The organism is Photobacterium sp. HL06 (assembly GCF_059552575.1).
The window spans coordinates 2,217,275-2,242,433 of record NZ_CM183914.1; the positions used below are offsets into that span (position 1 = coordinate 2,217,275).

Consider the following 25,159-nt stretch of genomic DNA (forward strand, 5'->3'; position numbering starts at 1 on the left):
TTTATACAAAATAACTAATCAGTCTCAACCATTGGATTGAGACTGATTAGGAAACACCCCATACTCATTCAAGTCAGCTTAAACCGCTAACATAACGAGAGGATTTACGGTTAATCATTATCGGTATAAAGAACGCTCTGTTCTTAATCCCTTGATCAGGCTGACGCACATCAACAGTAGAACAAAGGTAAATGGCAGGGCCGTCGCCACAACGCCAGACTGCAATGCCTGAAGCGCTTCTTTACCACCAATCCACAGCATGACTGCCGCGATGGCACCCTCGACTGATGCCCAGAAGATCCGTTGCGGAACCGGAGCTTCGACTTTACCACCAGCAGTAATACTGTCGATAACCAGTGAGCCCGAATCCGACGAGGTAACAAAGAAGATCAGTATCAACACAATCGAAATAATGGAAATAGCAGAGCCAAATGGCAGCGCATCGTAGACATGAAACAGGGTGAGCGAAATATCCGTTAAGCCTTCTGCGCCTAGCACTCCAACCTTATTGATCACCTGATCGAGCGCAATTCCACCGAATATAGACATCCAAATGATGGTCATAAGAGTCGGAATAAACACAACGGAGAACAGGAATTCGCGTACGGTACGACCTTTAGATACACGGGCAATAAACATACCAACAAATGGTGACCATGAAATCCACCACGCCCAGTAGAATACCGTCCAACCGTGCATCCATGTCGTATCTTCACGGCCATGAGGGTTGCTCAGACCAATGATATTTTCCGCATAAGCCATGAATGTTTCAGGCAGTGAAAGCTTCGCAATATCAAAGCTGACATAAGTTACAAACAGCAACAAGGCGAAGGCAAACAGCATATTGATGTTACTCAGTAACTTCACACCGCCGTTGATACCGCGCACCACCGAAACAATGGCAATCAAAGTCACGAAGACAATAACAACAAGCTGCATACCAATGCCGCCATCAGTACCGAACACATGGTTAATACCGCTAGTCGCCTGCTGCGCCCCCAAACCAAGGGAGGTTGCCAAACCAAACAAGGTGGCCAGTACAGCCATAATATCAATCACATGACCAAGCCAGCCCCATGCACGATCACCAAAAACCGGGTAGAACACTGAACGAATTGAGAGCGGCAGACCCTTGTTATAGGCAAAAAATGCCAACGCGAGCGCAACAATCGCATAGATAGACCAACCATGGATCCCCCAGTGGAAGATGGTCGCTCCCATGGCGAGTGATTTTGCTTCTGCTGTGTACGGTTCTACGTTATACGGCGTGCCCCACCAGTCAGTAAAGTAAGCCGTAGGTTCGGCCACTCCCCAGAACAGAAGGCCGATCCCCATGCCGGCAGCAAACAACATTGCCATCCATGAAACCGTAGAGTGCTCTGGCTCAGCCTCTTTGCCACCAATACGGATTTTACCAAAGGGTGACAGCATCAAGGCCAGAGTGAAAAAAAGGAAAAAGTTGGTTGCCCACATGAAGAAGACGTCAAAATCTTCAATGATACCGTTCTTTAGGCTATTCAGTGCCTCTTTGGCAGTGCTAGGTTCGACGACGAGCAGTGCCGAAAGGAATAAAAAGATAAGACCTGCGCTAATGCCGAATACAGGGTTATGAATATCAAAACCCCACTTTTGAATGTTGTCCTGACCAACCTGATAATCAGTTGTCTCAATGCTGTATTTTTTTAAAATGCTATCCATAAATGATACTCAAACGTTCAATCCTTAATGCTTTTTTTCACCAAAAAGTAAAAGCGAAATGGCCCAAAGGAATAAAGATAATTAGACCACTAAATAAAAAGTCAGGCAGAATGTTAACAGCAACGGTATCATTATTCAAATTTTGCGAGTTCTGTAGCATTTTCATACTGTGCTGACGGCAGTTTCACGCAACCACATGTTACGTGCTCTAAACGTTTCAAATAGGGTTATAGGGTTAGTTAGGCCTGAGATACTGGCGACGGATCAGGCTGACAACAAACATGAAAAAGCCCTGGCATTTTTGCAAGGGCTTTCTATTTTGAAACGCTTGGGATTTAAATTTCTTGTGTCTGGCAATTCCCTTCTCAAGGCATGCTATTAGATTGCTATAATTTGCCCAAATTCAGCCCAGCTATTCTCTTACTTTAAATTGCTGCATCAGTTCTCTTAACTCTTCAGCCAACTCTTCCTTGATATTTTCCTGTTTCGAATTTTCATAATAATACGATATAGAACGGGTAATAGTATCGACCTGCCCGTTTAGATTATCATTCAATAAGCTTGTAACTTTATGGTGAACATTGTTTCTTTCCGCCTCGACCACAGATGTTTCCGTGTTCATAAGACTTACAATGAAAAAACCACTCATGATAAGCATTGGTACGCATATTGCAGCGGTTAGCTTATTTTTAATTGTAAGTTTAATTTTCTTAACCCCCTGATAACAAAAGATATTAATTCTGTATTATGTGACGATTATGCACCACCATTCATTTGCGCACATAATACATTCCCCTCTGTAATAATTTGAAACAATTTATCGATTTTTGAAGCAAAAGTATGTAATTCAATGATCTGGATTAGCCTTGAGCATACTGGCACGCAATTTTGGATTGATATAATTTGGCCTGATTTCAGTCCTGTTAACACACAATAATTAATGAGGTCATATTGCTGCAGATAGTTTTTAACAGAACCAAATTTATTGCCGAAGCATTTGTGCAGTCGTTCCTCGCCCCAAAGATAGCCAATTCGGATTGTTTGCTAAGCTTAGGAAAATCCATCTTCGCGATGCCCAATGGTTAAGGTTGAAACCATGAAGAAGAGTACGCTTATCAACGCAGAACTGTCTTACCTTGTTGCTACCATGGGGCACACTGATGAAATCACCGTTTGCGATGCCGGTTTGCCCATTCCCGACCCTGACCAACGTCTTGATCTGGCACTGGTTCCCGGGATCCCGACCTTCCTCGACACAGTAAAAGCCCTATTGGCAGAAATGCAAATCGAAGGGATTGTTTTAGCCGAAGAGTTCGAGCAGGTCAGTCCTGACTTACACCAGTCACTGATTGAGGTCATTCACGAAGAAGAAGCGAAAACAGGCCGCAAGATTTCTGTTAGCCACATCAGCCATGAAGCGTTCAAGGCTCACACCGAAAACAGTAAGGCCATCATCCGTACCGGTGAATGCACTCCGTACGCGAATGTCATTTTCCAGGCTGGCGTTGTTTTTTAACCAGGCACATGTTTAACCAATAATACGTTGATAGGAGCTGACATGAGCCACCCCCATCCTATATTACAACTTAGCGGTATTGATAAAGCCTTCCCAGGTGTCAAGGCACTGGACAATGCTTGCCTGAAAGTTTATCCGGGTCGTGTCATGGCACTGGTCGGAGAAAACGGTGCCGGTAAGTCTACCCTGATGAAGGTGTTAACGGGTATCTATGATAAAGATGCAGGCTACATCCACTACGAGGGCCAGCCTGTAAGCTTTGACGGTCCAAGGCACTCTCAGGAAGCCGGGATCAGTATTATCCACCAGGAATTATACCTGGTCCCTGAGCTGACGATTGCTGAAAATATCTTCCTTGGCCGCGAAAAAACCAATGTTTTTGGTGGCATCAAATGGGGTGAGATGTACCGCGATGCCGATGCCCTGCTGATACGGCTTCAAGTCAGTCACGAATCGAGAATGCTGGTCGGTGAGCTGAGTATCGGCGAGCAACAAATGGTCGAAATAGCCAAGGCACTCTCTTTCAAATCCAAAGTCATCATTATGGATGAACCGACAGATGCGCTGACCGACACCGAAACCGAGTCGTTGTTTAAAGTGATCAACGAGTTGCGCGATGAAGGTTGCGGTATTGTGTATATCTCCCACCGCCTCAAAGAGATTTTTGAGATCTGTGATGACGTAACCGTATTGCGTGACGGCAAGTTTATCGGCGAACGCCCTGTTGCAGAGCTCGATGAGGACACACTGATCGAAATGATGGTCGGCCGCCGCCTTGATGAACAATATCCACGGATCGATATCCAGCATGGTGATACCTGCCTGGATGTGAAAAATCTGACTGGCTCGGGTATTCACGATGTCAGCTTTAGCCTGACCCGGGGTGAGATCTTAGGTATCTCCGGCCTGATGGGCGCAGGGCGTACCGAGCTGATGAAAGTCATTTACGGTGCCCTGCCGCGCACATCCGGCAACGTGACCCTCAATGGCAAGACCGTTAATGCCGTGTCACCGCAAGATGCCCTGGCCCACGGCATTGCCTACATATCAGAAGACCGCAAAGGTGACGGCCTGGTGCTGGGCTTGTCGGTGAAAGAGAACATGACCCTGTGCGCCCTCAACCACTTTACCAAGTACGGTGTTCAGCTCAGCCACAATGACGAAGTCACCGCCGTTGAGGACTTCATTCGCCTGTTTAACATCAAAACGCCGACTCGCGAGCAAATTATCGGCAACCTGTCCGGTGGCAACCAGCAAAAAGTCGCCATCGCCAAGGGCTTAATGACCAAACCCAAGGTCTTGATCCTTGATGAACCGACCCGAGGTGTCGACGTCGGTGCAAAAAAAGAAATCTACGAGCTGATTAACCAGTTTAAGGCTGAAGGAATGAGCATCATTCTGGTTTCATCGGAAATGCCGGAAGTGCTGGGAATGAGTGACCGAATTTTAGTCATGCATGAGGGTCATATCAGTGGCGAATTCATGGCAGAAGATGCCACTCAAGAAAAACTAATGGCCTGCGCCGTTGGCAAAAAAATTTCTGAGGTCGCACCATGAGCAACGAAACTACAACTAAATCCCACCGTCCTAAAGTATTTAGCAAGGCCTGGCTGATTGAAGAGAAATCGTTAATCGCCCTGGCTCTGCTGATTATTGTTGTGTCATTCCTGAACCCGAATTTTTTTACCGTCGACAACATCCTCAACATCATGCGCCAGACGTCCGTTAACGCCATTATTGCGGTCGGCATGACCCTGGTGATCCTGACGGCGGGGATTGACCTTAGTGTCGGTTCGGTACTTGCCTTATGCGGTGCCCTTGCTGCCTCCATGATCGCCATGGAAATACCTGTCACCATCGCCGTACCTGGCGCGCTGCTAGCAGGTACAGCCCTGGGGGCCATCAGCGGCATCATCATTGCCAAAGGTAAGGTACAGGCCTTTATTGCCACCCTCGTTACTATGACACTGCTGCGTGGCGTAACCATGGTTTACACCGATGGCCGCCCTATTTCTACCGGCTTTACCGATGTTTCTGACAGCTTTGCCTGGTTTGGTACCGGTTATCTGCTGGGCGTACCAGTGCCAATCTGGCTAATGGTTATCGTCTTTGCCGCCGCCTGGTACCTGCTTAACCACACCCGTTTCGGCCGTTACGTTTACGCACTTGGCGGCAACGAGGCGGCAACTCGCTTGTCAGGCATCAACGTGGATAGTATTAAGATTGGCGTCTATGCGATTTGCGGCCTGCTGTCAGCCCTTGCCGGCATCATTGTGACTTCCCGTTTGTCCTCGGCTCAACCTACTGCAGGTATGGGCTACGAGCTCGATGCAATTGCCGCCGTGGTTCTTGGTGGCACCAGCCTTGCAGGCGGTAAAGGTCGGGTCATGGGCACCCTGATTGGAGCACTGATCATCGGCTTCCTCAACAACGCACTAAACCTGTTAGATGTATCATCCTACTTCCAGATGATCGCTAAGGCAGTGGTAATTCTGCTTGCGGTGCTGGTTGATACCAAAAACAAATAACTGTTCCCTTTACCCTACTTGAAGGAATACACCAATGAATAAGTTCGCAACACTTCTCTCTGCCGCACTCCTTTCAGCTTTCTTCAGCGCAAGCGCTGCTGCACAGGACACAATGGCTATGGTGGTTTCAACCCTGAACAATCCGTTCTTTGTCACCATGAAAGAAGGGGCGGAGAAAAAAGCAAAAGAGCTGGGCTACAACCTGATTGTGCTTGATTCACAAAATGACCCAAGTAAGGAACTTTCAAACGTTGAAGATCTAACAGTGCGCGGCGTTAAAGTCATTCTTATCAACCCGACAGATTCTGACGCGGTATCTAATGCTATCCGTATGGCGAACAGCGCTAAAATCCCGGTGCTGACCCTTGACCGCGGTGCAAGCCGTGGCGAAGTGGTGAGCCATATCGCTTCTGATAACGTAGCTGGCGGTAAAATGGCCGGTGACTTTATCGCAGACAAAGTCGGCGATAAGGCAAAAGTCATTCAGCTAGAAGGTATTGCCGGTACATCTGCCGCTCGTGAGCGCGGAGAAGGCTTTAAGCAGGCAGTTGAAGCAAACAGCCTCGACCTGCTGGCCAGCCAACCGGCTGACTTCGACCGGACTAAGGGTCTGAACGTCATGGAAAACATGCTGGCTGCCAACCCGGATGTTCAGGCAGTATTTGCCCAAAATGATGAAATGGCACTGGGTGCAATACGCGCCGTACAGGCTTCAGGTAAAGATGTGCTCATCGTCGGCTTCGACGGTACTGACGACGGTATCGCGGCCGTCAACCGCGGCCTGCTAAGTGCAACCGTGGCCCAACAGCCGGAACTGATTGGTTCACTTGCCGTTGAAACTGCGGCTAAAGTGCTTAACGGCAAAACAGTCGACGCTTACATTCCAGTGCAGCTGAAACTCATTAAGAAGTAAGAATAAACTGCGAGGAGCAGGAACCTGGTTCCTAGATCCTGGTTCCTGGTTCCTGGTTCCTAGATCCTGGTTCCTAGATCCTGGTTCCTGGTTCCTGGTTTCTGGTTTCTGGTTCCTGGTTCCTGGTTCCTGGTTCCTGGTTCCTGGAGTTAGGGTTCTAGGTTCTAGGTTCTAAACAACCTTGTTCCGAATATCCCGAATGAAAAAGGTCTCCCTATGAGTAAATTGGTTGTTCTTGGTAGCGTAAACGCTGATCATGTTCTGCAAGTTGAATCTTTTCCTCGTCCAGGAGAAACCCTGCACGGCCACTCTTATGCCGTGATCCCCGGTGGCAAAGGCGCCAACCAGGCTGTTGCAGCAGCACGTCTGGGGGCTGATGTCGCCTTTATCGCCTGTGTCGGCGATGATGACTTCGGTCATAAAATACGCCAGCAATTTGTTGAAGAAGGCATAAACGCCGAAGCGGTTATGAGTGAAAGCAACACCCCGACCGGCATTGCCATGATCCAGGTAGCCGCCACCGGTGAAAACAGCATTTGTATCTCAGCTGAAGCGAATGCCCGCCTGACCCCGGAACGAATTAAACCTCATCATCATTTAATCGCCTCGGCCAAAACATTGTTAATGCAGTTAGAAACACCAATTGACACGATTGAAGCCGCTGCCCGCGTGGCTAAACAAGCAGGCACCAAAGTTGTACTTAATCCCGCCCCGGCGCAGGCTTTAAGTGACAACTTATTGCAACTTATTGATATAATTACACCAAATGAGACTGAAGCCGAGTTGCTGACAGGCGTTGCCGTCACCGATATGGCATCCGCTCAAAAAGCTGCCAATGTATTACATGCCAAAGGGATTGCTTCTGTAATGATCACTTTGGGAAGTCAGGGCGTCTGGGTCAGCGAAGACGGCACAGGCAAGCAGGTTTGTGGCTTTAAGGTTGAAGCGATTGATACCACGGCTGCTGGTGACACCTTCAATGGCGCAGTATTAACGGCCCTTCAGGAAGGCTGCAAGCTGGATGAAGCCATTCGCTTCGCCCATGCCGCCGCCGCAATTTCAGTGACACGTACAGGTGCTCAAACATCTATACCGCAATTACAAGAAGTGGAACGTTTTCTTGTTGAGCATAGCTAATACTAAACGGAATAATTGACGTAGTAGGTTTGGAAATCATTTTAAGTGGTACTGTGAATTAAGCCTTCTTGCTCAACAACCTGACCAATCCCTTCCCAGAACTGCTCGACGGCAGGGCGAGTTGATCCTTTTGAACGATAGCAGACAATATCCAGCGGGATAGCAAGCTCGGGCTGATCAGCAAAAGCCTGGACAAGCGTGCCTTGCTCCAGTTCATTCTCAATGGCATGCAAAGGCGCCCATGCGACCCCCATACCACTGACAGCCATTTTAATTAACGATTCACTCAGGGTAGTTTCAAATACCTGCTCAAGCGGAAGCTGCATTTGCTCCGTTAATGGCGCGACAACATTAAACAAAAAGGTATGCTCGGAGTACGCCAGATAAGGGTATTTTGTTCCTTCCGGATGTTTTTCCAACAGCTCGGGAGAGATCACCGGAATGATTTTTTCCTTAAATACCAAACGCCGCTCTACTTTGTCTTCGAGCAGAAACGAAGGACGCATTCCCTTGGTGTTATAGGCAAATAAAATGTCATTGGAGTTATCCAGCAGCGCCTGAAAGTGGTTGTCGATCCCCTGTACCGACGGGTTGAGCGCCAGATTGAGCCCTTCCAATAACGGCCCGGCTTGGCGAAACAAGCGCGGCATCAAGTTCACCGCGAAGGAATGCAAGCAGACAATGCGAACCGCGTTGTCTGTTTTAAGTGATGCCAGAGAAAAATCCTCCTTGGTCACTTTGATCATTTCGAGCAAGTTTTCCACGTAGGGAACAAACTTCTTGCCATGTTCGGTTAACGTTATTGGGTAAGAGGTGCGATCGAATAACGGTACTCCAACCCACAGCTCCAGAGCCTGGATCCGACGGCTAAACGCCGACTGGGTGACATGTCTGGCTTTCGCTGCTGCAGAGAAGTTACCTAACTCCATTAGACTCATAAAGTCATCTAACCACTTGAATTCCATATAAATACCTTCAAACACCAACACCTATGATCTGAGCGAATACTATCATTCAAAATCAGCAATGGAAAACAAAATACTTATAACAAAAGTAGGGTTATGCTCATTCCGTTGATTGGAAGCCTTATTTAATAGTGCTTTTTTTCACCGTATTACGATGTGTTTCAATGCGTGCTACAAGCAACGATTATCCAAAACAATACCAAGAGGAAATCATGTTTACCCTACTTAAAAATACCAACCTCTATAGCCCGGAGCATATTGGCAAGGCCGATATTTTGCTCAGCCAAGGCAAAGTCCTGGCGATAGAGCCTGAGCTGAATATCAGCGGATTGAGTGAAGTAACAACCATCGATTGTCGGGGAAAGACCGTCACCCCGGGACTGATAGACCAACATCTCCATCTTACTGGCGGCGGTGGTGAAGCTGGCTTTGCCAGCCGGACACCTCAGGTTACACTAACGAAGTTAATCCAAGCCGGAACCACTACCGCGGTCGGCGTGCTAGGTACAGACGGGATCTCCCGTTCACCACGGGATCTGTACGCCAAAGCGGCGGCACTGTCCGAGGAAGGTATCAACGCCTTTATGCATACCGGATCTTATGAAGTCCCGACCAAAACGATCACAGGTTCGATCCGTGATGATCTCGCTTTCATTCCTGCTGTACTCGGGGTAAAAGTCGCCCTGGCAGATCACCGCTGCTCCTTCCCTACTACCCAGGAACTGGCGCGGATTGCCTCTGATATTCGAATTGCCAGTCTGCTGTCAGGAAAGCGTGGCTTACTGCATGTCCACATGGGCGGCCTTTCTCAGCCGTTTGCCCAGATCAACGAGCTGCTCGATATGGGGCTACCAATCCATCACTTCTCCCCTACCCATGTAGCCCGTACCGAAAGCCTATTTGATGAGGCAATAGGATTTGCCCTGCGTGGTGGCTGTATCGACATCACCTCGGGCGGCAGCCGATTTACCCAGCCTGAACAGGCCGTCAAACTGGCGCTCGAATCAGGTGTCGCAGCCAACCTGATCACCGTCAGTTCCGACGGCAATGGCAGCTTGCCACAATTTAACTCACAAGGAGAGCTTACAGGCCTAACCGCTGCCAGCGTCGACAGTAACCTGTTATTGCTGCCAAAACTGATCGATCAGGGAATCGCTCCGCAGCAGGCTATTGCCTTAATGACAGCCAACGTTGCCGACTCGCTCGGAATCAGCAAAGGCCGCATTCAACCAGGCCGAGATGCCGATATCTGTATCTTCAACGATGACTTCAGCCTATATGGCGTGATTGCCAAAGGTAAAACCTTACTGCTGGACAACGAACTTCTGGTAACCGGTAACTTCGAATAAAGGACTAATGATGAGTTTACTTATTGCTTTGATCGGACTGGTATTTGCCGGTCGACTGATACTAAAAAACTATAATCCCCAGGCCGTACTGTTTCTTACCGGTATTGCCATGATGACCATCGCCATTTTTACCAACAACGCCGTGTTTGTCGATAAATCAACTGGCTGGATCGGCTTTGATATTTTCGAGTACATTCGGAATACCTTCAGTAACCGAGCCGGTGGGCTTGGCCTTAAGATCATGCTGATCGGTGGTTTTGCCATGTTCATGTCTGCCATCGGTGCCAGCCAGGTCATGGTCAAGGTCGCAGCCAAGCCGTTAATGAAACTTAACTCGCCGTATCTGATGCTTGCCATGGCCTTCATCTTAGGGCAGTCACTGTCACTGTTCATTTCCAGTGCGACAGGGTTAGGTCTGCTGCTGATGGCCACACTCTATCCTGTATTGATCCGTCTCGGCTGCAGTAAAGCCGCCGTTGCCGCTGTACTCGCCAGCACATGTGCCATTGAGTTCGGGCCGGGATCTGGTAACTCTATTCTTGCCGCGCAAACTGCCGGGGTAGACATTACCGAGTTCTTTATTAACGAACAGTTACCGGTGATCAGTATCCTGATTGTTGCGGTTGCCGCTATTCACGCTCTGGTACAACGGTATTTTGACAGCAAGCTGGATCAAGCAGAACAATCAGCCCAATTACAGGACAAGGAGCAGGATACCGAAGCGGATGCGCCACTTTACTACCTGCTGCTGCCTATGCTGCCGCTCTTTTTTATGCTGACATTCAGCAAAATGGGGATAGGTACAATAAAAGTGGGCATGGCCACTGCGATTCTACTGAGCATTTTTATCGGCCTAGCCTGTGAATACATCCGCCTAAAGCAAGCCAAGCCGGTATTCGAAAAGCTACAGGGGATCTTCAATGATATGGGCAAGGTTTTTGCTACAGTAGTCACCCTGATCATCGCTGGTCAAACCTTCGCTATGGGACTGAAATCCATTGGGGCCATCGACGAGCTGCTGAACATGGCCAGCAGTGCAGGCTTCTCCGCCAGCGTTATAGTGCTCTTTATGGCAACCTTAACCTTTTCCATTTCAGCCCTGATGGGTTCAGGCAATGCAGCGTTCTTCTCCTTTGCCCCCATGGTGCCGCAAATTGCTGAAAAAATCGGCACCAATGTCGCCGATATGATCCTCCCTATTCAATTGTCAGCAGGCTTTGGCCGCACTATTTCACCGATTGCTGGAGTGATCATCGCCGTATCCGGTATTTCTGGTCTGTCGCCTTTTGATATCGTCCGCCGTACCCTCATTCCAATGCTGAGCGGCTGGCTCATCATGCTAGCAATTACCTTTACCCGCAGCGGTCAGATAATCCAGTTACTACCATTCCTGGCAGGTATTATCGCGCTGCTGGTCATAATCACACTAATAATTAAAAAAAGATCAAGCCAGCAAATTGCCAGCGAGGCATAACAAGATTAAAGGAGCAAAATAAGATAAACGGAATCTATCCGCCCATTAGGTAAATCAGTAAGCCAATCAACACGATTGGCTTACTACCATCAGCCTCTTATTGCAACTTACCAGTATTTGGCTATAGATATTGTTCGCAGATGGTAGTCAGTTCACATGGGGACTGAATGATAAAGTCAGGTTGAGCGACCCAATTTTCAGGCGTAGCACCACTGTAAGCAGCTGCTACAGAAATTACTGTGGATTTTGGCCCTAATGCAATTTCCAGGTTTCGGGCAAACTGCACATCAGCTTCATGATCACCAATATACATAATTGCCTTATTTTCATGGTTATCAAACAATTGCTTCAGGCAAATTAAACCACCCTCAGGGGAGGGTTTCTGGCCATTGCGCGATACATCGTCATAACCGACTACTGCTTTGAAATAGGGATCAACCTGAGCCTCAGATAAAACATTTAATATGTTTTTTGATGCGTTTTGAGAGCAGATACCATGAGGCAAAGAGGATAAATTGCGTACCGTATCATCCACCCCAGTAAACAGTTTGACGGGAGTGGTATTGCTCAACTGATGTTCTGCCCATAGTGAACCTGCTGCCAACATTTCAGGCTCTGTCATGCCATAGTAATTGATATAGAGATCTTGCCAGTTTTCAGCAGCATGATTTGCTTCATGATACGCAACCTCACTTTGTAGATACTGAGGAAGGTTATCTCCTGTTAAGTGAGGTGCGACAATGGATAAAATACTCTTTGTAATATCTATGTTCTTTGGAACTGAATTAACAATGGTTCCATCATAGTCCCACAGGATAGCATCTAACTTCATTGTTCCTCTCATACTTGTATATGTTGGTAGCATCTAAAATATATAGGATTATTTAAGTTGAATCACACCAAACTTGTACATACAGGGAAACAATGCGTTGATAGTTAAATTAAAAATATGACGATGATTAACCCATCTGTTTGATGCGGGAAGATTTTCTGACCGTGGGGGGAGCTATTGCAATCTGTTTTTCATATCGGCGTAAGAAGTATAGGGCAGGAGAAAAGCCCTTACGCTTCTCGCCTCCCCTACGCTTCCATTATTAATACAACGACTCTTCACCCTCTGGACGGGTCTTAAAGCGTCGGTGCAACCACATATACTGATCCGGCGCTTCCATAATCGAACGCTCAACCGCTTTGTTCATATAAGCGGCAGCAGCATCAGGATCCTTGTGAGGAAATGCATCCAGCGGTGGAAACATCTTCAACGTATAGCGACCAGAATCTGTATTACGGACCATTGCAAATGGTACAATCGCACAACCAGATGCATCCACCAGCATACTGGTTCCAGTCGTTGTACAAGCCTTTTCAACAGCAAACAAAGGAGCGAAAGTCGAACGGCGACGACCATAATCATGATCCGGTGCATACCATACACACTCGCCTTGACGTAGTGCACGCAACATCCCTTTGACATCTTTACGATCGATCATGTACTTGTTCGAACGCACACGGCCTGCAAATTGGAAATAATCAAAGCATGGATTCTTATTAGGACGGTATACGCCAACACCAGGAGCCTTCAGTCCAAAGGCGCGAGCACCTAATTCAAGATTCAGGGAATGAACCGCAACCAGCAATATGCCTTTACCTTGCTCTTGAAGCTTGTAAATATGCTCCATACCTTCATATTGAACATGACGCTCAACACGCAAATCAGGCCAGAACCAAGCCATGCCGGTTTCAAACATTGCTAATCCCGTATTATCAATGTTCTTTTGTATTAATGCTTCACGCTCATCTTCAGGCATATAGGGAAAGCAAAGCTCAAGGTTACGTGCAATTGTCTTGCGGCGTTTTTTAATCACACGCATAACCAGGCGGCCCAGCCCCTGCCCTAAACGAAACTGGATAAAATAAGGCAGCCAGCTGATCAAATACATCACACCAATCAAGATCAACGTTAGCCAATAACGAGGGTGGAGAAACGCTCTTTTAAACGTTGGCGCTGTGAATTTACTCATAACAGAGAACTATTCCCATTGTTTTATTCTTGTCACTTATGGGCATCACTATAATACCCTAAGCGTATTATCTTTATATTGAACACTGAATTCTATTCCCAGGTACTCACCTATGCAAGAGTAAGGGCATGTGGTCTTACCTATATACAGCTTAGGTTAAGCTACTCAAACAATATCAATATCGTTATAAATGCAATGTTAATTAATCAGTTACACGCATCAAGAATATACAACATACTGAATACCAAAAAGGCATACTGGGATTTGATGTACCTGGCGCATATTGAAATACGAAGGCATGATGATAGAAATTCAATACCAAACCGAACGTTTGGTGGGGTAATGGGGACGGAGTATCGTTAGATGATACCCAAGTGACTTCAAGCTACAGGATTCGGAATGAAGTTACTTGGGTAATATTGAAGGCAAGAAACAGGCCGCGACTGAATTGACACAATGTTCTCAATCAGGCTTTATGCAGTCTGACTATCCATGGCTAGTGGCGTATCTTCATACAATGAGTTTTCACCTTCTGGGCGAGTTTTGAAGCGTCGGTGCAACCACATATATTGCTCCGGTGCTTCCATAATTGAACGCTCTACCACTTTATTAATAAACGCCGCCGCAGCATCTGGGTCATTGCGAGGAAACCCTTCTAATGGCGCTTGAATTTTAACGGTGTACTGGCCGGAGTTTGTATGGCGCACCATAGTAAAAGGAACAACCTCACAGTTAGACGCATCAACTAACAAACTTGTACCGGTTGTTGTGCATGCTTTGTTAACCGCAAACAACGGTGCAAACGTCGAACGACGGCGGCCATAATCATGATCCGGTGCATACCAGACCCGTCCACCGGTTCGTAAAGCACGAAGCATACCTTTCACATCCTTGCGATCGATCAACGTCCGGTTAGAACGCGCTCGGCCCTTATACTGGAAATAATCAAAACAAGGGTTGTTATTCGGGCGGTATACGCCCATCCCTGATTTTCTAACGCCGAATGCTCTTGCGCCAAGCTCCAAGTTAAGAGAATGCACCGCAACAAAAAGGGCTCCTTTCCCTTCTTGTTCTAATTTTTCAATGTGTTCCATGCCCTCAAAACTAACATGGTGTTTCACTCGTACGTCTGGCCAGAACCAAGCCATACCGGTCTCAAACAACGCCAGGCCTGAGTTATCGATATTTTGTTTAATAATTTTGTCTTTCTCCTCCACTGTCATTTCTGGGAAGCACAGTTCCAAGTTACGTTGGATCGTGTGGCGACGCTTTTTCATCAAACGAAGTGCCAGTCGGCCAATCCCCTGGCCAAGACGGAACTGAATAAAATAGGGGAGCCAACTAAGGAGGTACATAACCGCAACCAACACCAATGTTGGCCAATATCGAGGATGTAAAAACTGAATAGAGAAGGACGGAGCTACAGATTTGCTCATAGAGTCATATTCGCAATGCAGGTAAATCGTGATGTATCCACTGCAATTACAATGAACACCCATACTAAATAAAGCGTGTCATTTTAGTATGTATTTCATGATAAAAGTAGAGTTTATACTCACTTAGTAACATTTTTTTGCGAGGTATTTGATTTTATTTAAAAGACAATCTGCATCCGCTTAAAAACAAAGCATTTTTAATTTCAATCATTGAACTTAAACCAGGTAGCAAAACGTCCCAATTGATACAAAAAACCGAGTAAAAAGTCTCCTTTTAACTCGGTTATTTTATTGTACCCTGTTCATTTAAGGTTTAATGGCCAAAGACCGCTTAAAAACCCTCAACCCCATGCATATCTGGTAATTTATGAGCAATACCCTTATGGCAATCAATGCACGTCTTAGAGCCATCTGCCAAAGCCGTAGAATGCTGGTTAGATGCACGTTGTGACTGGCGGGTAAAATCCATATACACAAACTCATGGCAATTCCGGCATTCCAGCGAGTCGTTTTTCTTCATCCTTGCCCACTCCCGATCAGCCATATGCCGTCGTCTGGCATTAAATTTATCCAAGGTCGAAATCGCCCCAGTGATCCAGGCATACACTTCTTTTGATGCTTGCATCTTACGCGCCATTTTATCTGTCCAATCGTGCGGAACATGGCAATCAGAGCAAATGGCCCTGACGCCCGTTCGATTGGTAAAGTGTATAGTGTCCTGAATTTCCTGATAAACATTCTCTCTGTGACAGCTCACACAAAATGGTTCGCTATTGGTAAACTCCATGCCTGTGTTAAACGCCCCCCAAAAGATGATCCCAGCAATGAATCCTCCTAAGGTTAGAAACCCCAGACTGAAGTGCTTTGGTGGAGAACTAACCAGCTGCCACCATTTCTTAATCCAGTTCCACATACTGGCTACCCCCCTCACTGCTCTTGATCAATTAATGTGTCAAGGTCTGTGAAATCAGTACCGACCAGTTGCTTCGCATCAGTTTGTACCACATGGCACTGCTGACAGAAATAACGCCGTGGCGACAACTCAGCCAAAAAATTACCGTCACGATCCATATAGTGGGTAACACTGATCATTCTGGCTTGTGTTTCCTCTACCCGGCTTCTCGCATGGCAGGACATACATTTATTCACATTCAGATCCACTTGATAGTTATCTATCTTGTGTGGAATGAGTGGTGGCTGCATGGGGTAACTACGCTGAGGAATAATATCTGTATTTAGCGTCTTGCTCATTACCGGTGGCTCTGGCTGGGTATTCAATGGAGACAGTCGCAAGGTTGCCAACTCATCATCAACAACAGCGGTTGCGGCGATCACCACCGCAGCCGAAAGGGATAATGTTGCTGACAACAATAGAAGTACCGAAATTAAGCCCTTCATCACAGTAACTCCTATGCTTTCATTATTTTAATTGCACATTTTTTGAAATCAGTCTGCTTAGACAGTGGATCGGTTGCATCCAAAGTGACTTTGTTGATTAGCTGACTGGCATCAAACCAAGGAACAAACACCAAACCAATCGGCGGCTTGTTTCGTCCTCGTGTTTCAACCCGAGTTACAATCTCGCCCCGTCGTGATATTACTCTGACGGCATCACCACGCCTAAATCCGCGTGCTATCGCATCCTCAGGGTGCATAAATACCTGCGCATTCGGGTAGGACTTAAACAACTCGGGAACGCGTTGTGTCATAGAGCCTGAATGCCAATGTTCCAATACCCGGCCAGTCACAAGCCACATATCATATTCTTTGTCCGGGCTTTCCGCCGGTGGCTCGTATGGCAGAGCAAAGATAATAGCTTTACCATCAGGCTTCCCATAAAATTCAAACCCCGTCCCTTCCTTCACATATGGATCAGAACCTTCACGGTATCGCCACAAGGTCTCTTTGCCGTCGACGACTGGCCAACGTAGTCCTCGGGTTTGGTGATACATTTCAAACGGGGCTAAATCATGGCCATGCCCTCGACCGAACTCGGCGTATTCTTCAAACAAGCCTTTCTGTACGTAAAAACCGTACTCGGTAGCTTCATCGTTAATCTGCCCTTCTGGCAGATCCGATAGCGGGAATTTATTGACATTGCCATTGACAAACAGCACATCAAACAAAGTTTTTCCCTTGTAACTTGGGTTCGCATCCAGCAGTTCTTTCGGCCACACTTCCTCGGTTTTGAAACGCTTAGAAAATTCCATCAGCTGCCATAAATCAGATTTAGATTCACCGGGCGCTTTGACCATCTGATACCAAAGTTGAGTGCGACGCTCTGCGTTACCATAGGCCCCCTCTTTCTCAACCCACATTGCAGCAGGTAATATTAAATCTGCCGCTTGCGCCGTCACTGTTGGGTATGAGTCGGAAACAACAATGAAATTATCCGGGTTGCGATAGCCCGGTAGGGTTTCTTCGTTAATATTTGCTCCAGCCTGAAGATTGTTGTTTACCTGAATCCAATAGACATTGATCTTACTGTCACGTAACAAACGACTTTGCAATACGGCATGCGCGCCGACTTTGCCCGGAATGGTACCATCCGGCAACTTCCAAATTTTCTCAGCCGTTTTGCGGTGCTCAGGGTTTGCAACCACTAAATCTGCTGGCAAGCGGTGGGCAAAAGTCCCAACCTCACGCGCAGTACCACAGGCAGAAGGCTGGCCTGTCAGTGAGAATGGGCTATTACCGGGAGTAGAAATTTTACCGGTCAGCAAGTGAATGTTATAAACCAAGTTATTACACCACACACCGCGAGTATGCTGGTTAAAGCCCATAGTCCAGAATGATACCACCTTGGTTTCCGGATCGGCGTAAAGCTCAGCCAGCTCGATTAACCGCTCAGGTTTAACCCCGGACAGTTCACTGGCCTTTTCAACCGTATACTCCGACACAAACTCTTTGAATTCCTCGAATGTCATCGGGTCTGATGCGCCGCTATCCGGGTTCTTGGCTTGTTTCTGCAACGGATGTTCAGGCCGCAGGCCGTAACCAATATCCGTTGCACCACGGCGGAAATTGACATGTTTGCCAACAAAGTCTTGGTTTACCTTGTTATTAGTAATGATGTAATTGGCAATAAAGTTAAGTATGGCGAGATCAGACTGGGGGGTAAATACGATAGGAATATCTGCCAATTCAAAACTACGGTGCTCAAAGGTTGATAATACCGAGACTTTGACATGTGGTTTCGACAAGCGACGGTCAGTCACCCGAGTCCATAAAATAGGGTGCATCTCTGCCATGTTAGAGCCCCAAAGCACAAACGCATCAGCAGCCTCAATATCGTCATAGCATCCCATCGGCTCATCAATACCGAAGGTTCTGATAAAGCCAACAACCGCAGATGCCATACAGTGGCGGGCATTCGGTTCGATATTGTTAGACCGAAATCCCCCTTTCATCAATTTCGACGCGGCATAACCTTCATAGACCGTCCATTGGCCCGAGCCGAACATACCGATTGCTTCCGGCCCTTTCGCTTTCAACGTCGCCTTCCACTTCTCTGCCATGATGTCGAAGGCCTGCTCCCAAGTCACAGGGGTAAATTCACCATTCTTGTCATACTTGCCGCCTTTCATTCGCAGCATAGGCTGAGTTAAGCGGTCATCACCGTACATGATCTTAGAGAGGAAATAACCTTTTACGCAGTTCAGACCACGGTTAACCGGTGATTTGATATCACCATGGGTCGCGACAACCTTGTCGTCTTTAACCCCAACATTAACCGAACACCCCGTCCCACAGAAACGGCATGGCGCCTTTTGCCATTTCAACTGTGTTTGAGATGCATCAGTCACAACGTTACTGGCCTTCACCGGAATCGTCATGCCAATCGCAGCCGCCGCAGAAGCCGCTGCCTGCGCCTTAATAAACTTACGTCGTGAACATTTCATTACGACCTCTCTACCTACTTCACTATACGGTCATTTCTTCATGCGACCGGTGGTATCTGATTTCTAGCCTGTAAGCACCTGTAAAAACCACACCAAAAAGCCATAGCCACCAACGACGGCTACAGCAAGGATCGGAAACATAATTACAGTAATAAACAGGAAAGCTTTGAGCTCATCTTGACGTTGGTTCTCGTCACCCATCCGCCTACTCCAAGACTATTGAGTTAATGTTAACTCTAGTCAGCTTCTGAGAATTTGATAACTCAATAAGACTTGAAATTTGACGCCATTTCTGCGGAAAACACGATTATAGCAGTAGTAAAATTCTGCCTTGAGGAATTGTAGTTGTCTTTGAGTAAGCGACGGCAAGCTTTAGTCGACATAAAATGAACGGTTTACAGATACTAGTAAGCACCTTGCTACAGTGAAAATAAGTAACCTTGGTTTCTCAAACTCCTTTCTCCATCCTCACTTGATTCAATGCGTCCTGAACAATGTCCAGCTCTTCACCCGTTAGCTCACTGAATGCCGCTAAATATGCCATTCTAGTTATCTCAGCCTTTCGACCATCAATGGCTTCTGGTCTTGCCCGATAAGCCCTGTTCTGTGAGAAGTGTTGAGCAAATCTCTCGATATCATCGATAACTAGCTTTGAATCTGGCCTTATGTAGTCGAGCATCGTATCTACAAAATTATCAGGCAGGTGTAAGTTGTATAGAGGATCTAGCGCATAGATGAAGTAAAACATCTTTGCCTGTAGCTCATCTTCTCTACAGCGCCATAACTGTGCCGTACACCCAAGAGTGACCTGGACATCACCAATCTTGTGAATTGACTGAAGCGCTTTCCCCACATTGGTAGAGCTACCTACCAACAAGCATTCAAACCCCTTTGATATAGCATACACCCCACAATCATTTGGAATGTTTGCTCTATCCTCCAATGAGCATTGATGGCTAGGCATTGGAATTCTCGGCTTGTATGCCTTTCTTAACGCATTCATACTCATACCTAGTAATAACTATTTGAGTAAGTATCTACATATGGAGGGTGAAAACAAGCGTAAGTCCGCATGTTTTATATCTTTTTGCTGGATTAGTGTTACCCTCAAAGCTTCAGGGAGTATTACAAAGGATTAGAACCCACCTTTATGCCTATCAGTAAAACGAAAAGCAGCTTTTATCGCCGTCTCTATATTGCCCACCTCATCGATAGCGGTATTTCGACAGTACCCGGCATTCTTGAATATACCGGCATGCCAAGACGAACGGCACAAGACACTATTAAAAGCCTTACGGATTTAGATATCACCTGCACATTTGTCCAAACCAAAGGTGAACGAAACCGCAGTGGCCACTATCAAATCAGTGATTGGGGGCCCATAAACAAACAGTGGATTACCGATAACCTAACGGAAATAAAGTCAGTTCTCGATTACCCGTAAGAGCGATGAAAGAGGCGTGAAGCGTAAGGGAAGCGCGAAGCGGGAAATAACATTTACGCTTCACGAAATGCAATGTCCCTTTACGATTGCTTTAATCGAAAGCATAATCGCCTTTTCATTGTTACCCCTGCACTAACGGAATTCTCCTTGGAACTATTATCAATTGACTTTCTTGGCCAACCTTTGCGATTGGAAGGGTCGATGGCTGGCTGGCAGCAGCTATTTTGGAATAACACCCTGGTGTCGCAGATCAGTGCCAATGCCGATCACAACGATCAGCATGTCCATGAGTTTGAACTAAGCAATGGCGAAGAAATCATAAATTGCCGAGTTGATGTATCACTGAGCTGGCAGCCATTTTTGATTGAATACCGCCTGAGTGCTAATGAGCAGCTCATTGCAGATGGCTCAAGAAACACCAAAGATATTGAACAGCAAACTCCGGCAGTTGCCCCGAAGCCCGAGCGCAAATTCAGCCTGATTGGTTTGGCCTCACTGGGAATGAAACTGCTCAAAAGTGCCAAAGTCATTAAAGGGGTATTAGCCGTAGCCAGCTTAGCGGCCTATTCCTGGCTGTTTTCGGTTCAATTTGCCTTAGCTCTGGTGGCTTGCTTAGTGTTTCACGAATATGGCCATATCAGAGCAATGAAATACTTTGGAATGAAAACCAAGGGGATCTATCTGGTACCGTTTCTGGGTGGGCTTGCTCTGAGTGACGAGAAGATTAACACCCGCTGGCAGGATGTGGTGATTTCCATCATGGGTCCATTTTTTGGTCTGATCATGTCGCTGCTCTGCACCCTTGCTTATTGGGTCACCGGTGAAATGTTCTTTGCCGGGCTCGCCGTATTCAACGCCCTGCTCAACCTGTTCAACCTGCTCCCGATCCTACCACTTGATGGTGGCCATATTCTCAAGAGCATCAGTTTCTCGATGAACAGCAAAATTGGGATCACCCTATGCGCATTGGCCGCTGTCGGTGGCGTGATGTTGAGCTATTCACTGGGGCTGGCACTGTTTGGCTTCTTACTGATCATGGGATCAATCGAGATCTTGCTGGAATGGAAATATCGCCATAACAGCCACCTATTACCGCTTGACCGTTACGGCCAAATCGTATCATTCGTGTGGTATGTCGGGCTGGTCAGTGCACTGGTAGGGATTATCTGGTATTTCGCAGGGACTGGAGATGCAATGCTGGGGCTGCCGTTGCAGGTTTTAGGTTCATAGAGTTAGGTTCATAGAGATAGGAACCTAGAAACTAGTTTCTGGTTCCTGGAAAAAGATAAAAACAAAAACGAGGCCCTTGAGCCTCGTTTTTATTAATTCATCTGAACGTATTTCTCGATACTAGTAACTCGCTCTTTCTAGAAACAAGGAACCAGGATCTAGTACCCGCTCTTCCGCTACTTCTTTTTCTCCATCATCGCCTTCAAATCAGCGAATGGATTAAATGTCGCGGCTTCATGATCATCTTCACCCGCTTTGATCACACTACCAGTTTGCTGATCATGCTCGGTGTATTTCTCATGCTCATGATCATGACAGAATAGGCATAGCAACTCCCAGTTACTTCCATCTGCCGGGTTATTGGTATGGTCATGATCGACATGGTGAACCGTCAGTTCACGAAGGTTGGAATAGACAAACTCTCTCGAACAACGGCCACATACCCATGGGTAAAGCTTCAGCGCTTTCTCACGGTAACCTTGTTCTTGACGAGCATACGCGGCACTCGTGCCGTAATAATCTGATGACATAGTTCAACCTGATGGTTTGTTAAAGCAATTACCTAAATCTACCGCAAGTCTACCCAAAAAACACCGCAATAACCGGACAAATCACACATTGTTATCATTTTGCTCTGCCATACCCAGGAAACTGTCCCAGAACTGTCCTCTTCATCTGCGCATAAATACGCAAAATGACACCTTTTGAGTGCCAAGCCCCATCAATTTCCCCAATAGAATGACGGAATACTGACAAAGTCGTGAAAAATAGACTAAAAATGAAAGGAAGCAATCAAAGATTTCAGGAATTGTTTTATGGGCGCAGTAGAATAACATTCTGGCTAGTCTAAAATGACAGAGTTATGTCAAGCCTTTGATTGGTTGCAAATTAATCTAAGGCATCGATTCTTGCATGATTTGAAGCAAAAATATGTCTGGCCTAGATGTAATGCAGGATGAGTATGATAGTATTCAGCCCAAATTGTTCATAGTGAATCGATTTTTCACTGTAAAGAGAAGACGGATATGGCTTTTGATTTTTCTAAAATGACTGTGGATTTATCGGCAATGCCGACAACAATTGATATGGGGCACGCTTGGTTAGGCGGTCTGGTATTAGTGCTACTGGTTTTATACATTGCAAAAAAAGGCAAATCAGTTGAAGTCGAAAAGGTTGTCGAGAAAGAAGTCGAAGTAGAGAAAATCGTTGAGGTTGAAAAACCTGTCGAGAAGATCGTAGAAGTTGAAAAGATCGTCGAGAAAATTGTTGAAGTTGAACCAAAACTGAAAACAGCGACCCCTGATGCTGCACTTCAGCTACTGTCTCTGCTTCAGCAGGAAGCCCGTTTTATTGATTTCATGCAAGAGGACCTAAGAGGCTTCGCTGATGCTGAAATCGGTGCTGCTGCGCGTGTTATTCACGAAGGCGGCCAGAAAGTCCTAAACGAATACTTCAGCTTTGCCCCTGTTCGTTCTGAAGACGAAGAAACGCGCATTACCCTGCCACAAGGCTTCAATGCCTCTGAAGTGCGCCTAACGGGTAATGTCGTTGGCGAAGCGCCTTTCACTGGAACCCTTATCCATCGCGGCTGGAAAGTGACCGACGTAAAACTGCCTAAACTGGCAGAAGGTCACGACGCAAACATTGTTGCCGCCGCTGAGGTAGAACTGTAATGCAAGAAACACAAGAACATCGTTTTAGCGTTGGTATCGACTTAGGTACCACTCACTGCGTACTGTCTTATGTCGATCTGCAAGATGAAGAAGCACAAGTCAACGTCATGCCGATCGCCCAACTTACCACACCGGGTAATGTTGAAGATAAAGACCAGCTGCCATCTTTCATGTATCAGGCTCACGAGTCTGAGCTTGCCGAGGGCGATACCGCCCTGCCATGGAATGCGCAGCCGAATGCCATCGTTGGTGCAATGGCTCGTACGCTTGGTAGCAAAACACCAATCCGCTTGATCGCCAGTGCGAAAAGCTGGTTATGCCACGGTGGTGTTAACCGCCGTGATGCCTTCCTGCCGCTTAACAGCCCGGAAGAAGTGGCCAAAGTATCTCCGGTTGATGCAACCCGTAACTATCTTGAGCACCTTGCGGAAGCATGGAACAACCAGCACCCGGAAACACCGCTGTTTGATCAGGATGTTACCATTACTGTACCGGCTTCATTTGACCCAGCAGCACGTGATCTGACTGCAGAAGCAGCACGTAGCGTGGGCTTCAAGCACATGACGCTACTTGAAGAGCCACAGGCGGCTGTTTATAGCTGGTTAAAGAACAACGATGATACCTGGCGTGATCAAGTCTCTGTCGGTGACGTGATCCTGGTGGTTGATATCGGTGGTGGTACGACTGACCTTTCATTGGTTGCAGTAACCGAGGAAGAAGGAAACCTGACACTGAACCGCGTTGCGGTGGGTGATCACATCCTACTTGGTGGTGACAACATGGACTTGGCGCTGGCTTATCGCCTGAAGATGAAGCTCGCCCAGGAAGGCAAACAGCTTCAGCCTTGGCAGATCCAAGCCATTACTCACGCTTGTCGTGATGCCAAAGAAGCCCTGCTAAGTGATGAAGAACTCCAGGCTGTGCCTATTGTGGTACCAAGCCGTGGCTCCAAGCTTCTTGGTGGCACACTGCAAACCGAACTGACACAAGAAGAAGTTCAGCAAACGCTGGTTGAAGGCTTCTTCCCGCGCAACAACATCGAAGAGCATCCGGTTGAAATGCAGCGCGGCGCCCTGACTCAAATGGGTCTGCCATATGCACAAGACGCTGCGGTATCTCGCCACGTTGCCGGCTTCCTAAGCCGCCAGTCTTCTGCTGTTGATGAGCTGTTCGAAAAATACGACCAGCTCCATGAAGGCTTTATTCGCCCAACGGCGATTCTGTTCAACGGCGGTGTCCTGAAGTCTCAGCTTCTGTCTGATCGCCTGCTATCGATTATCAACAGCTGGTTAACCGCTGGTGGTAGCGAAGAAGCAAAACTACTTGAAGGCCTGGATCTTGATCTGGCTGTTGCAAGTGGCGCCTCTTACTACGGCTCTGTACGTAAAGGTAAAGGTGTACGTATCCGCGGTGGTATCGCAAGCAGCTACTACGTGGGTATCGAAAGTTCAATGCCGGCCATCCCGGGAATGGAACCACCTCTGGAAGCGCTGTGTGTGGCACCATTTGGTATGGAAGAAGGCACTCACGCTGACGTACCAAGCCGCGAGTTTGGCCTGGTAATTGGCCAACCAGTACAGTTTAAATTCTTCGGCTCAACGGTTCGCCGCGAAGACCCAGCAGGCACCCACCTTGACTGGTGGCAGCCGGAAGAACTGGAAGAGTTACCTGCAATTCAGGTTACGCTACCGGTTTCCGACGGTCGTACTTCAGGTGAGGTCGTTCCTGTACGTCTTTCTTCCCGAGTCACCGAGCTAGGCACACTTTGCCTTGAAGCCATCCCAACAGATGGCGGCCAGAAATGGCAAGTCGAATTCGACGTTCGCGAAAAGTAATCCCTACCCTATTACGGCGCATCCACGATGCGCCGTAA

Annotated in this window: 23 protein-coding genes; 11 read left to right on the top strand and 12 right to left on the bottom strand. The window is 47.1% G+C overall.

Annotated features, from left to right (window positions below; all coding sequences use genetic code 11):
- Positions 1–117: 117 nt before the first annotated feature.
- The gene (locus AC51G0_RS10355) at positions 118–1,698 is read right to left on the bottom strand and encodes a BCCT family transporter (protein WP_496298271.1); all 1,581 of its coding nucleotides are present in this window, start codon (positions 1,696–1,698) and stop codon (positions 118–120) included.
- Between the two features lie 412 nt (positions 1,699–2,110).
- Positions 2,111–2,320 carry a hypothetical protein gene (locus AC51G0_RS10360; RefSeq protein WP_496298273.1) on the bottom strand — a complete coding sequence of 70 codons (210 nt, stop codon included), beginning with the start codon at positions 2,318–2,320 and terminating at the stop codon, positions 2,111–2,113.
- Positions 2,321–2,794: 474 nt separating this feature from the next.
- Between AC51G0_RS10360 and rbsD the strand changes: the two genes are divergently transcribed.
- From rbsD to rbsK, 5 genes are all read left to right on the top strand, one after another.
- Complete coding sequence (rbsD, locus tag AC51G0_RS10365; protein ID WP_496298275.1) at positions 2,795–3,214, top strand: D-ribose pyranase; 420 nt, start codon at positions 2,795–2,797, stop codon at positions 3,212–3,214.
- Between the two features lie 42 nt (positions 3,215–3,256).
- Entirely contained in the window at positions 3,257–4,771 is a 1,515-nt protein-coding gene (rbsA, locus tag AC51G0_RS10370; protein ID WP_496298277.1) for a ribose ABC transporter ATP-binding protein RbsA, read from the top strand.
- Positions 4,768–5,742: a ribose ABC transporter permease gene (gene rbsC / locus AC51G0_RS10375; protein WP_496298280.1), complete on the top strand. Its 975-nt coding sequence runs from the start codon at positions 4,768–4,770 to the stop codon at positions 5,740–5,742. The genes rbsA and rbsC overlap by 4 nt, the downstream gene beginning before the upstream one ends.
- A gap of 34 nt (positions 5,743–5,776) precedes the next feature.
- Positions 5,777–6,655, top strand: a complete 879-nt coding sequence (gene rbsB, locus AC51G0_RS10380) for a ribose ABC transporter substrate-binding protein RbsB (protein WP_496298282.1) — start codon at positions 5,777–5,779, stop codon at positions 6,653–6,655.
- Positions 6,656–6,871: 216 nt separating this feature from the next.
- A complete protein-coding gene (gene rbsK, locus AC51G0_RS10385; RefSeq protein WP_496298284.1) occupies positions 6,872–7,792 on the top strand; it encodes a ribokinase in 921 nt (306 codons plus the stop codon).
- Positions 7,793–7,833: 41 nt separating this feature from the next.
- Here the strand turns inward: rbsK and AC51G0_RS10390 are convergent, their stop codons facing one another.
- Positions 7,834–8,757: a LysR substrate-binding domain-containing protein gene (locus AC51G0_RS10390; RefSeq protein ID WP_496298285.1), complete on the bottom strand. Its 924-nt coding sequence runs from the start codon at positions 8,755–8,757 to the stop codon at positions 7,834–7,836.
- 164 nt (positions 8,758–8,921) lie between these two features.
- Between AC51G0_RS10390 and iadA the strand changes: the two genes are divergently transcribed.
- Both iadA and dcuC read left to right on the top strand, forming a co-directional pair.
- Positions 8,922–10,106 (top strand): beta-aspartyl-peptidase, encoded by a 1,185-nt coding sequence (gene iadA, locus AC51G0_RS10395; protein ID WP_496298286.1) that lies wholly within the window; start codon positions 8,922–8,924, stop codon positions 10,104–10,106.
- 7 nt (positions 10,107–10,113) lie between these two features.
- Positions 10,114–11,580, top strand: coding sequence for a C4-dicarboxylate transporter DcuC (dcuC, locus tag AC51G0_RS10400; RefSeq protein ID WP_496298287.1), 1,467 nt, complete (start codon positions 10,114–10,116; stop codon positions 11,578–11,580).
- 121 nt (positions 11,581–11,701) lie between these two features.
- Here the strand turns inward: dcuC and AC51G0_RS10405 are convergent, their stop codons facing one another.
- From AC51G0_RS10405 to AC51G0_RS10440, 8 genes are all read right to left on the bottom strand, one after another.
- A complete protein-coding gene (locus AC51G0_RS10405) occupies positions 11,702–12,412 on the bottom strand; it encodes an HAD family hydrolase (protein ID WP_496298288.1) in 711 nt (236 codons plus the stop codon).
- Between the two features lie 262 nt (positions 12,413–12,674).
- Entirely contained in the window at positions 12,675–13,601 is a 927-nt protein-coding gene (lpxL, locus tag AC51G0_RS10410) for an LpxL/LpxP family Kdo(2)-lipid IV(A) lauroyl/palmitoleoyl acyltransferase (protein ID WP_496298290.1), read from the bottom strand.
- Between the two features lie 473 nt (positions 13,602–14,074).
- Positions 14,075–15,037, bottom strand: coding sequence for an LpxL/LpxP family Kdo(2)-lipid IV(A) lauroyl/palmitoleoyl acyltransferase (gene lpxL / locus AC51G0_RS10415; protein WP_496298291.1), 963 nt, complete (start codon positions 15,035–15,037; stop codon positions 14,075–14,077).
- Between the two features lie 331 nt (positions 15,038–15,368).
- Positions 15,369–15,950: a NapC/NirT family cytochrome c gene (locus tag AC51G0_RS10420; protein WP_496298292.1), complete on the bottom strand. Its 582-nt coding sequence runs from the start codon at positions 15,948–15,950 to the stop codon at positions 15,369–15,371.
- Between the two features lie 14 nt (positions 15,951–15,964).
- A complete protein-coding gene (locus tag AC51G0_RS10425; protein WP_496298293.1) occupies positions 15,965–16,435 on the bottom strand; it encodes a nitrate reductase cytochrome c-type subunit in 471 nt (156 codons plus the stop codon).
- A gap of 11 nt (positions 16,436–16,446) precedes the next feature.
- Entirely contained in the window at positions 16,447–18,939 is a 2,493-nt protein-coding gene (gene napA / locus AC51G0_RS10430) for a nitrate reductase catalytic subunit NapA (protein WP_496298295.1), read from the bottom strand.
- Between the two features lie 63 nt (positions 18,940–19,002).
- Positions 19,003–19,140: a periplasmic nitrate reductase, NapE protein gene (locus tag AC51G0_RS10435; protein WP_496298296.1), complete on the bottom strand. Its 138-nt coding sequence runs from the start codon at positions 19,138–19,140 to the stop codon at positions 19,003–19,005.
- A 247-nt stretch (positions 19,141–19,387) separates the two neighbouring features.
- Positions 19,388–19,942 (bottom strand): hypothetical protein, encoded by a 555-nt coding sequence (locus AC51G0_RS10440; protein WP_496298298.1) that lies wholly within the window; start codon positions 19,940–19,942, stop codon positions 19,388–19,390.
- A gap of 147 nt (positions 19,943–20,089) precedes the next feature.
- On the opposite strand from AC51G0_RS10440, the gene AC51G0_RS10445 reads away from it, so the two are divergent.
- Positions 20,090–20,383: a winged helix-turn-helix domain-containing protein gene (locus AC51G0_RS10445; RefSeq protein ID WP_496298299.1), complete on the top strand. Its 294-nt coding sequence runs from the start codon at positions 20,090–20,092 to the stop codon at positions 20,381–20,383.
- Positions 20,384–20,530: 147 nt separating this feature from the next.
- Positions 20,531–21,613, top strand: a complete 1,083-nt coding sequence (locus AC51G0_RS10450) for a site-2 protease family protein (protein ID WP_496298301.1) — start codon at positions 20,531–20,533, stop codon at positions 21,611–21,613.
- A gap of 176 nt (positions 21,614–21,789) precedes the next feature.
- Here the strand turns inward: AC51G0_RS10450 and AC51G0_RS10455 are convergent, their stop codons facing one another.
- Positions 21,790–22,143, bottom strand: coding sequence for a YajD family HNH nuclease (locus AC51G0_RS10455; RefSeq protein WP_496298302.1), 354 nt, complete (start codon positions 22,141–22,143; stop codon positions 21,790–21,792).
- 516 nt (positions 22,144–22,659) lie between these two features.
- Here AC51G0_RS10455 and AC51G0_RS10460 point away from each other — a divergent pair.
- Both AC51G0_RS10460 and AC51G0_RS10465 read left to right on the top strand, forming a co-directional pair.
- Entirely contained in the window at positions 22,660–23,286 is a 627-nt protein-coding gene (locus tag AC51G0_RS10460; protein WP_496301921.1) for a DUF2760 domain-containing protein, read from the top strand.
- Entirely contained in the window at positions 23,286–25,121 is a 1,836-nt protein-coding gene (locus AC51G0_RS10465) for an Hsp70 family protein (protein ID WP_496298304.1), read from the top strand. Before AC51G0_RS10460 ends, AC51G0_RS10465 begins: the two co-directional genes overlap by 1 nt.
- Positions 25,122–25,159: the final 38 nt, after the last annotated feature.

Excerpts from the sequence above, each read along its gene's own strand:
- AC51G0_RS10355 (WP_496298271.1), bottom strand. The coding sequence starts at position 1,698 with ATGGATAGCATTTTAAAAAAATACAGCATTGAGACAACTGATTATCAG.
- AC51G0_RS10360 (WP_496298273.1), bottom strand. The coding sequence starts at position 2,320 with ATGAACACGGAAACATCTGTGGTCGAGGCGGAAAGAAACAATGTTCAC.
- rbsD (WP_496298275.1), top strand. The coding sequence starts at position 2,795 with ATGAAGAAGAGTACGCTTATCAACGCAGAACTGTCTTACCTTGTTGCT.
- rbsA (WP_496298277.1), top strand. The coding sequence starts at position 3,257 with ATGAGCCACCCCCATCCTATATTACAACTTAGCGGTATTGATAAAGCC.
- rbsC (WP_496298280.1), top strand. The coding sequence starts at position 4,768 with ATGAGCAACGAAACTACAACTAAATCCCACCGTCCTAAAGTATTTAGC.
- rbsB (WP_496298282.1), top strand. The coding sequence starts at position 5,777 with ATGAATAAGTTCGCAACACTTCTCTCTGCCGCACTCCTTTCAGCTTTC.
- rbsK (WP_496298284.1), top strand. The coding sequence starts at position 6,872 with ATGAGTAAATTGGTTGTTCTTGGTAGCGTAAACGCTGATCATGTTCTG.
- AC51G0_RS10390 (WP_496298285.1), bottom strand. The coding sequence starts at position 8,757 with ATGGAATTCAAGTGGTTAGATGACTTTATGAGTCTAATGGAGTTAGGT.
- iadA (WP_496298286.1), top strand. The coding sequence starts at position 8,922 with ATGCGTGCTACAAGCAACGATTATCCAAAACAATACCAAGAGGAAATC.
- dcuC (WP_496298287.1), top strand. The coding sequence starts at position 10,114 with ATGATGAGTTTACTTATTGCTTTGATCGGACTGGTATTTGCCGGTCGA.
- AC51G0_RS10405 (WP_496298288.1), bottom strand. The coding sequence starts at position 12,412 with ATGAAGTTAGATGCTATCCTGTGGGACTATGATGGAACCATTGTTAAT.
- lpxL (WP_496298290.1), bottom strand. The coding sequence starts at position 13,601 with ATGAGTAAATTCACAGCGCCAACGTTTAAAAGAGCGTTTCTCCACCCT.
- lpxL (WP_496298291.1), bottom strand. The coding sequence starts at position 15,037 with ATGAGCAAATCTGTAGCTCCGTCCTTCTCTATTCAGTTTTTACATCCT.
- AC51G0_RS10420 (WP_496298292.1), bottom strand. The coding sequence starts at position 15,950 with ATGTGGAACTGGATTAAGAAATGGTGGCAGCTGGTTAGTTCTCCACCA.
- AC51G0_RS10425 (WP_496298293.1), bottom strand. The coding sequence starts at position 16,435 with ATGAAGGGCTTAATTTCGGTACTTCTATTGTTGTCAGCAACATTATCC.
- napA (WP_496298295.1), bottom strand. The coding sequence starts at position 18,939 with ATGAAATGTTCACGACGTAAGTTTATTAAGGCGCAGGCAGCGGCTTCT.
- AC51G0_RS10435 (WP_496298296.1), bottom strand. The coding sequence starts at position 19,140 with ATGGGTGACGAGAACCAACGTCAAGATGAGCTCAAAGCTTTCCTGTTT.
- AC51G0_RS10440 (WP_496298298.1), bottom strand. The coding sequence starts at position 19,942 with ATGAATGCGTTAAGAAAGGCATACAAGCCGAGAATTCCAATGCCTAGC.
- AC51G0_RS10445 (WP_496298299.1), top strand. The coding sequence starts at position 20,090 with ATGCCTATCAGTAAAACGAAAAGCAGCTTTTATCGCCGTCTCTATATT.
- AC51G0_RS10455 (WP_496298302.1), bottom strand. The coding sequence starts at position 22,143 with ATGTCATCAGATTATTACGGCACGAGTGCCGCGTATGCTCGTCAAGAA.
- AC51G0_RS10460 (WP_496301921.1), top strand. The coding sequence starts at position 22,660 with ATGACTGTGGATTTATCGGCAATGCCGACAACAATTGATATGGGGCAC.
- AC51G0_RS10465 (WP_496298304.1), top strand. The coding sequence starts at position 23,286 with ATGCAAGAAACACAAGAACATCGTTTTAGCGTTGGTATCGACTTAGGT.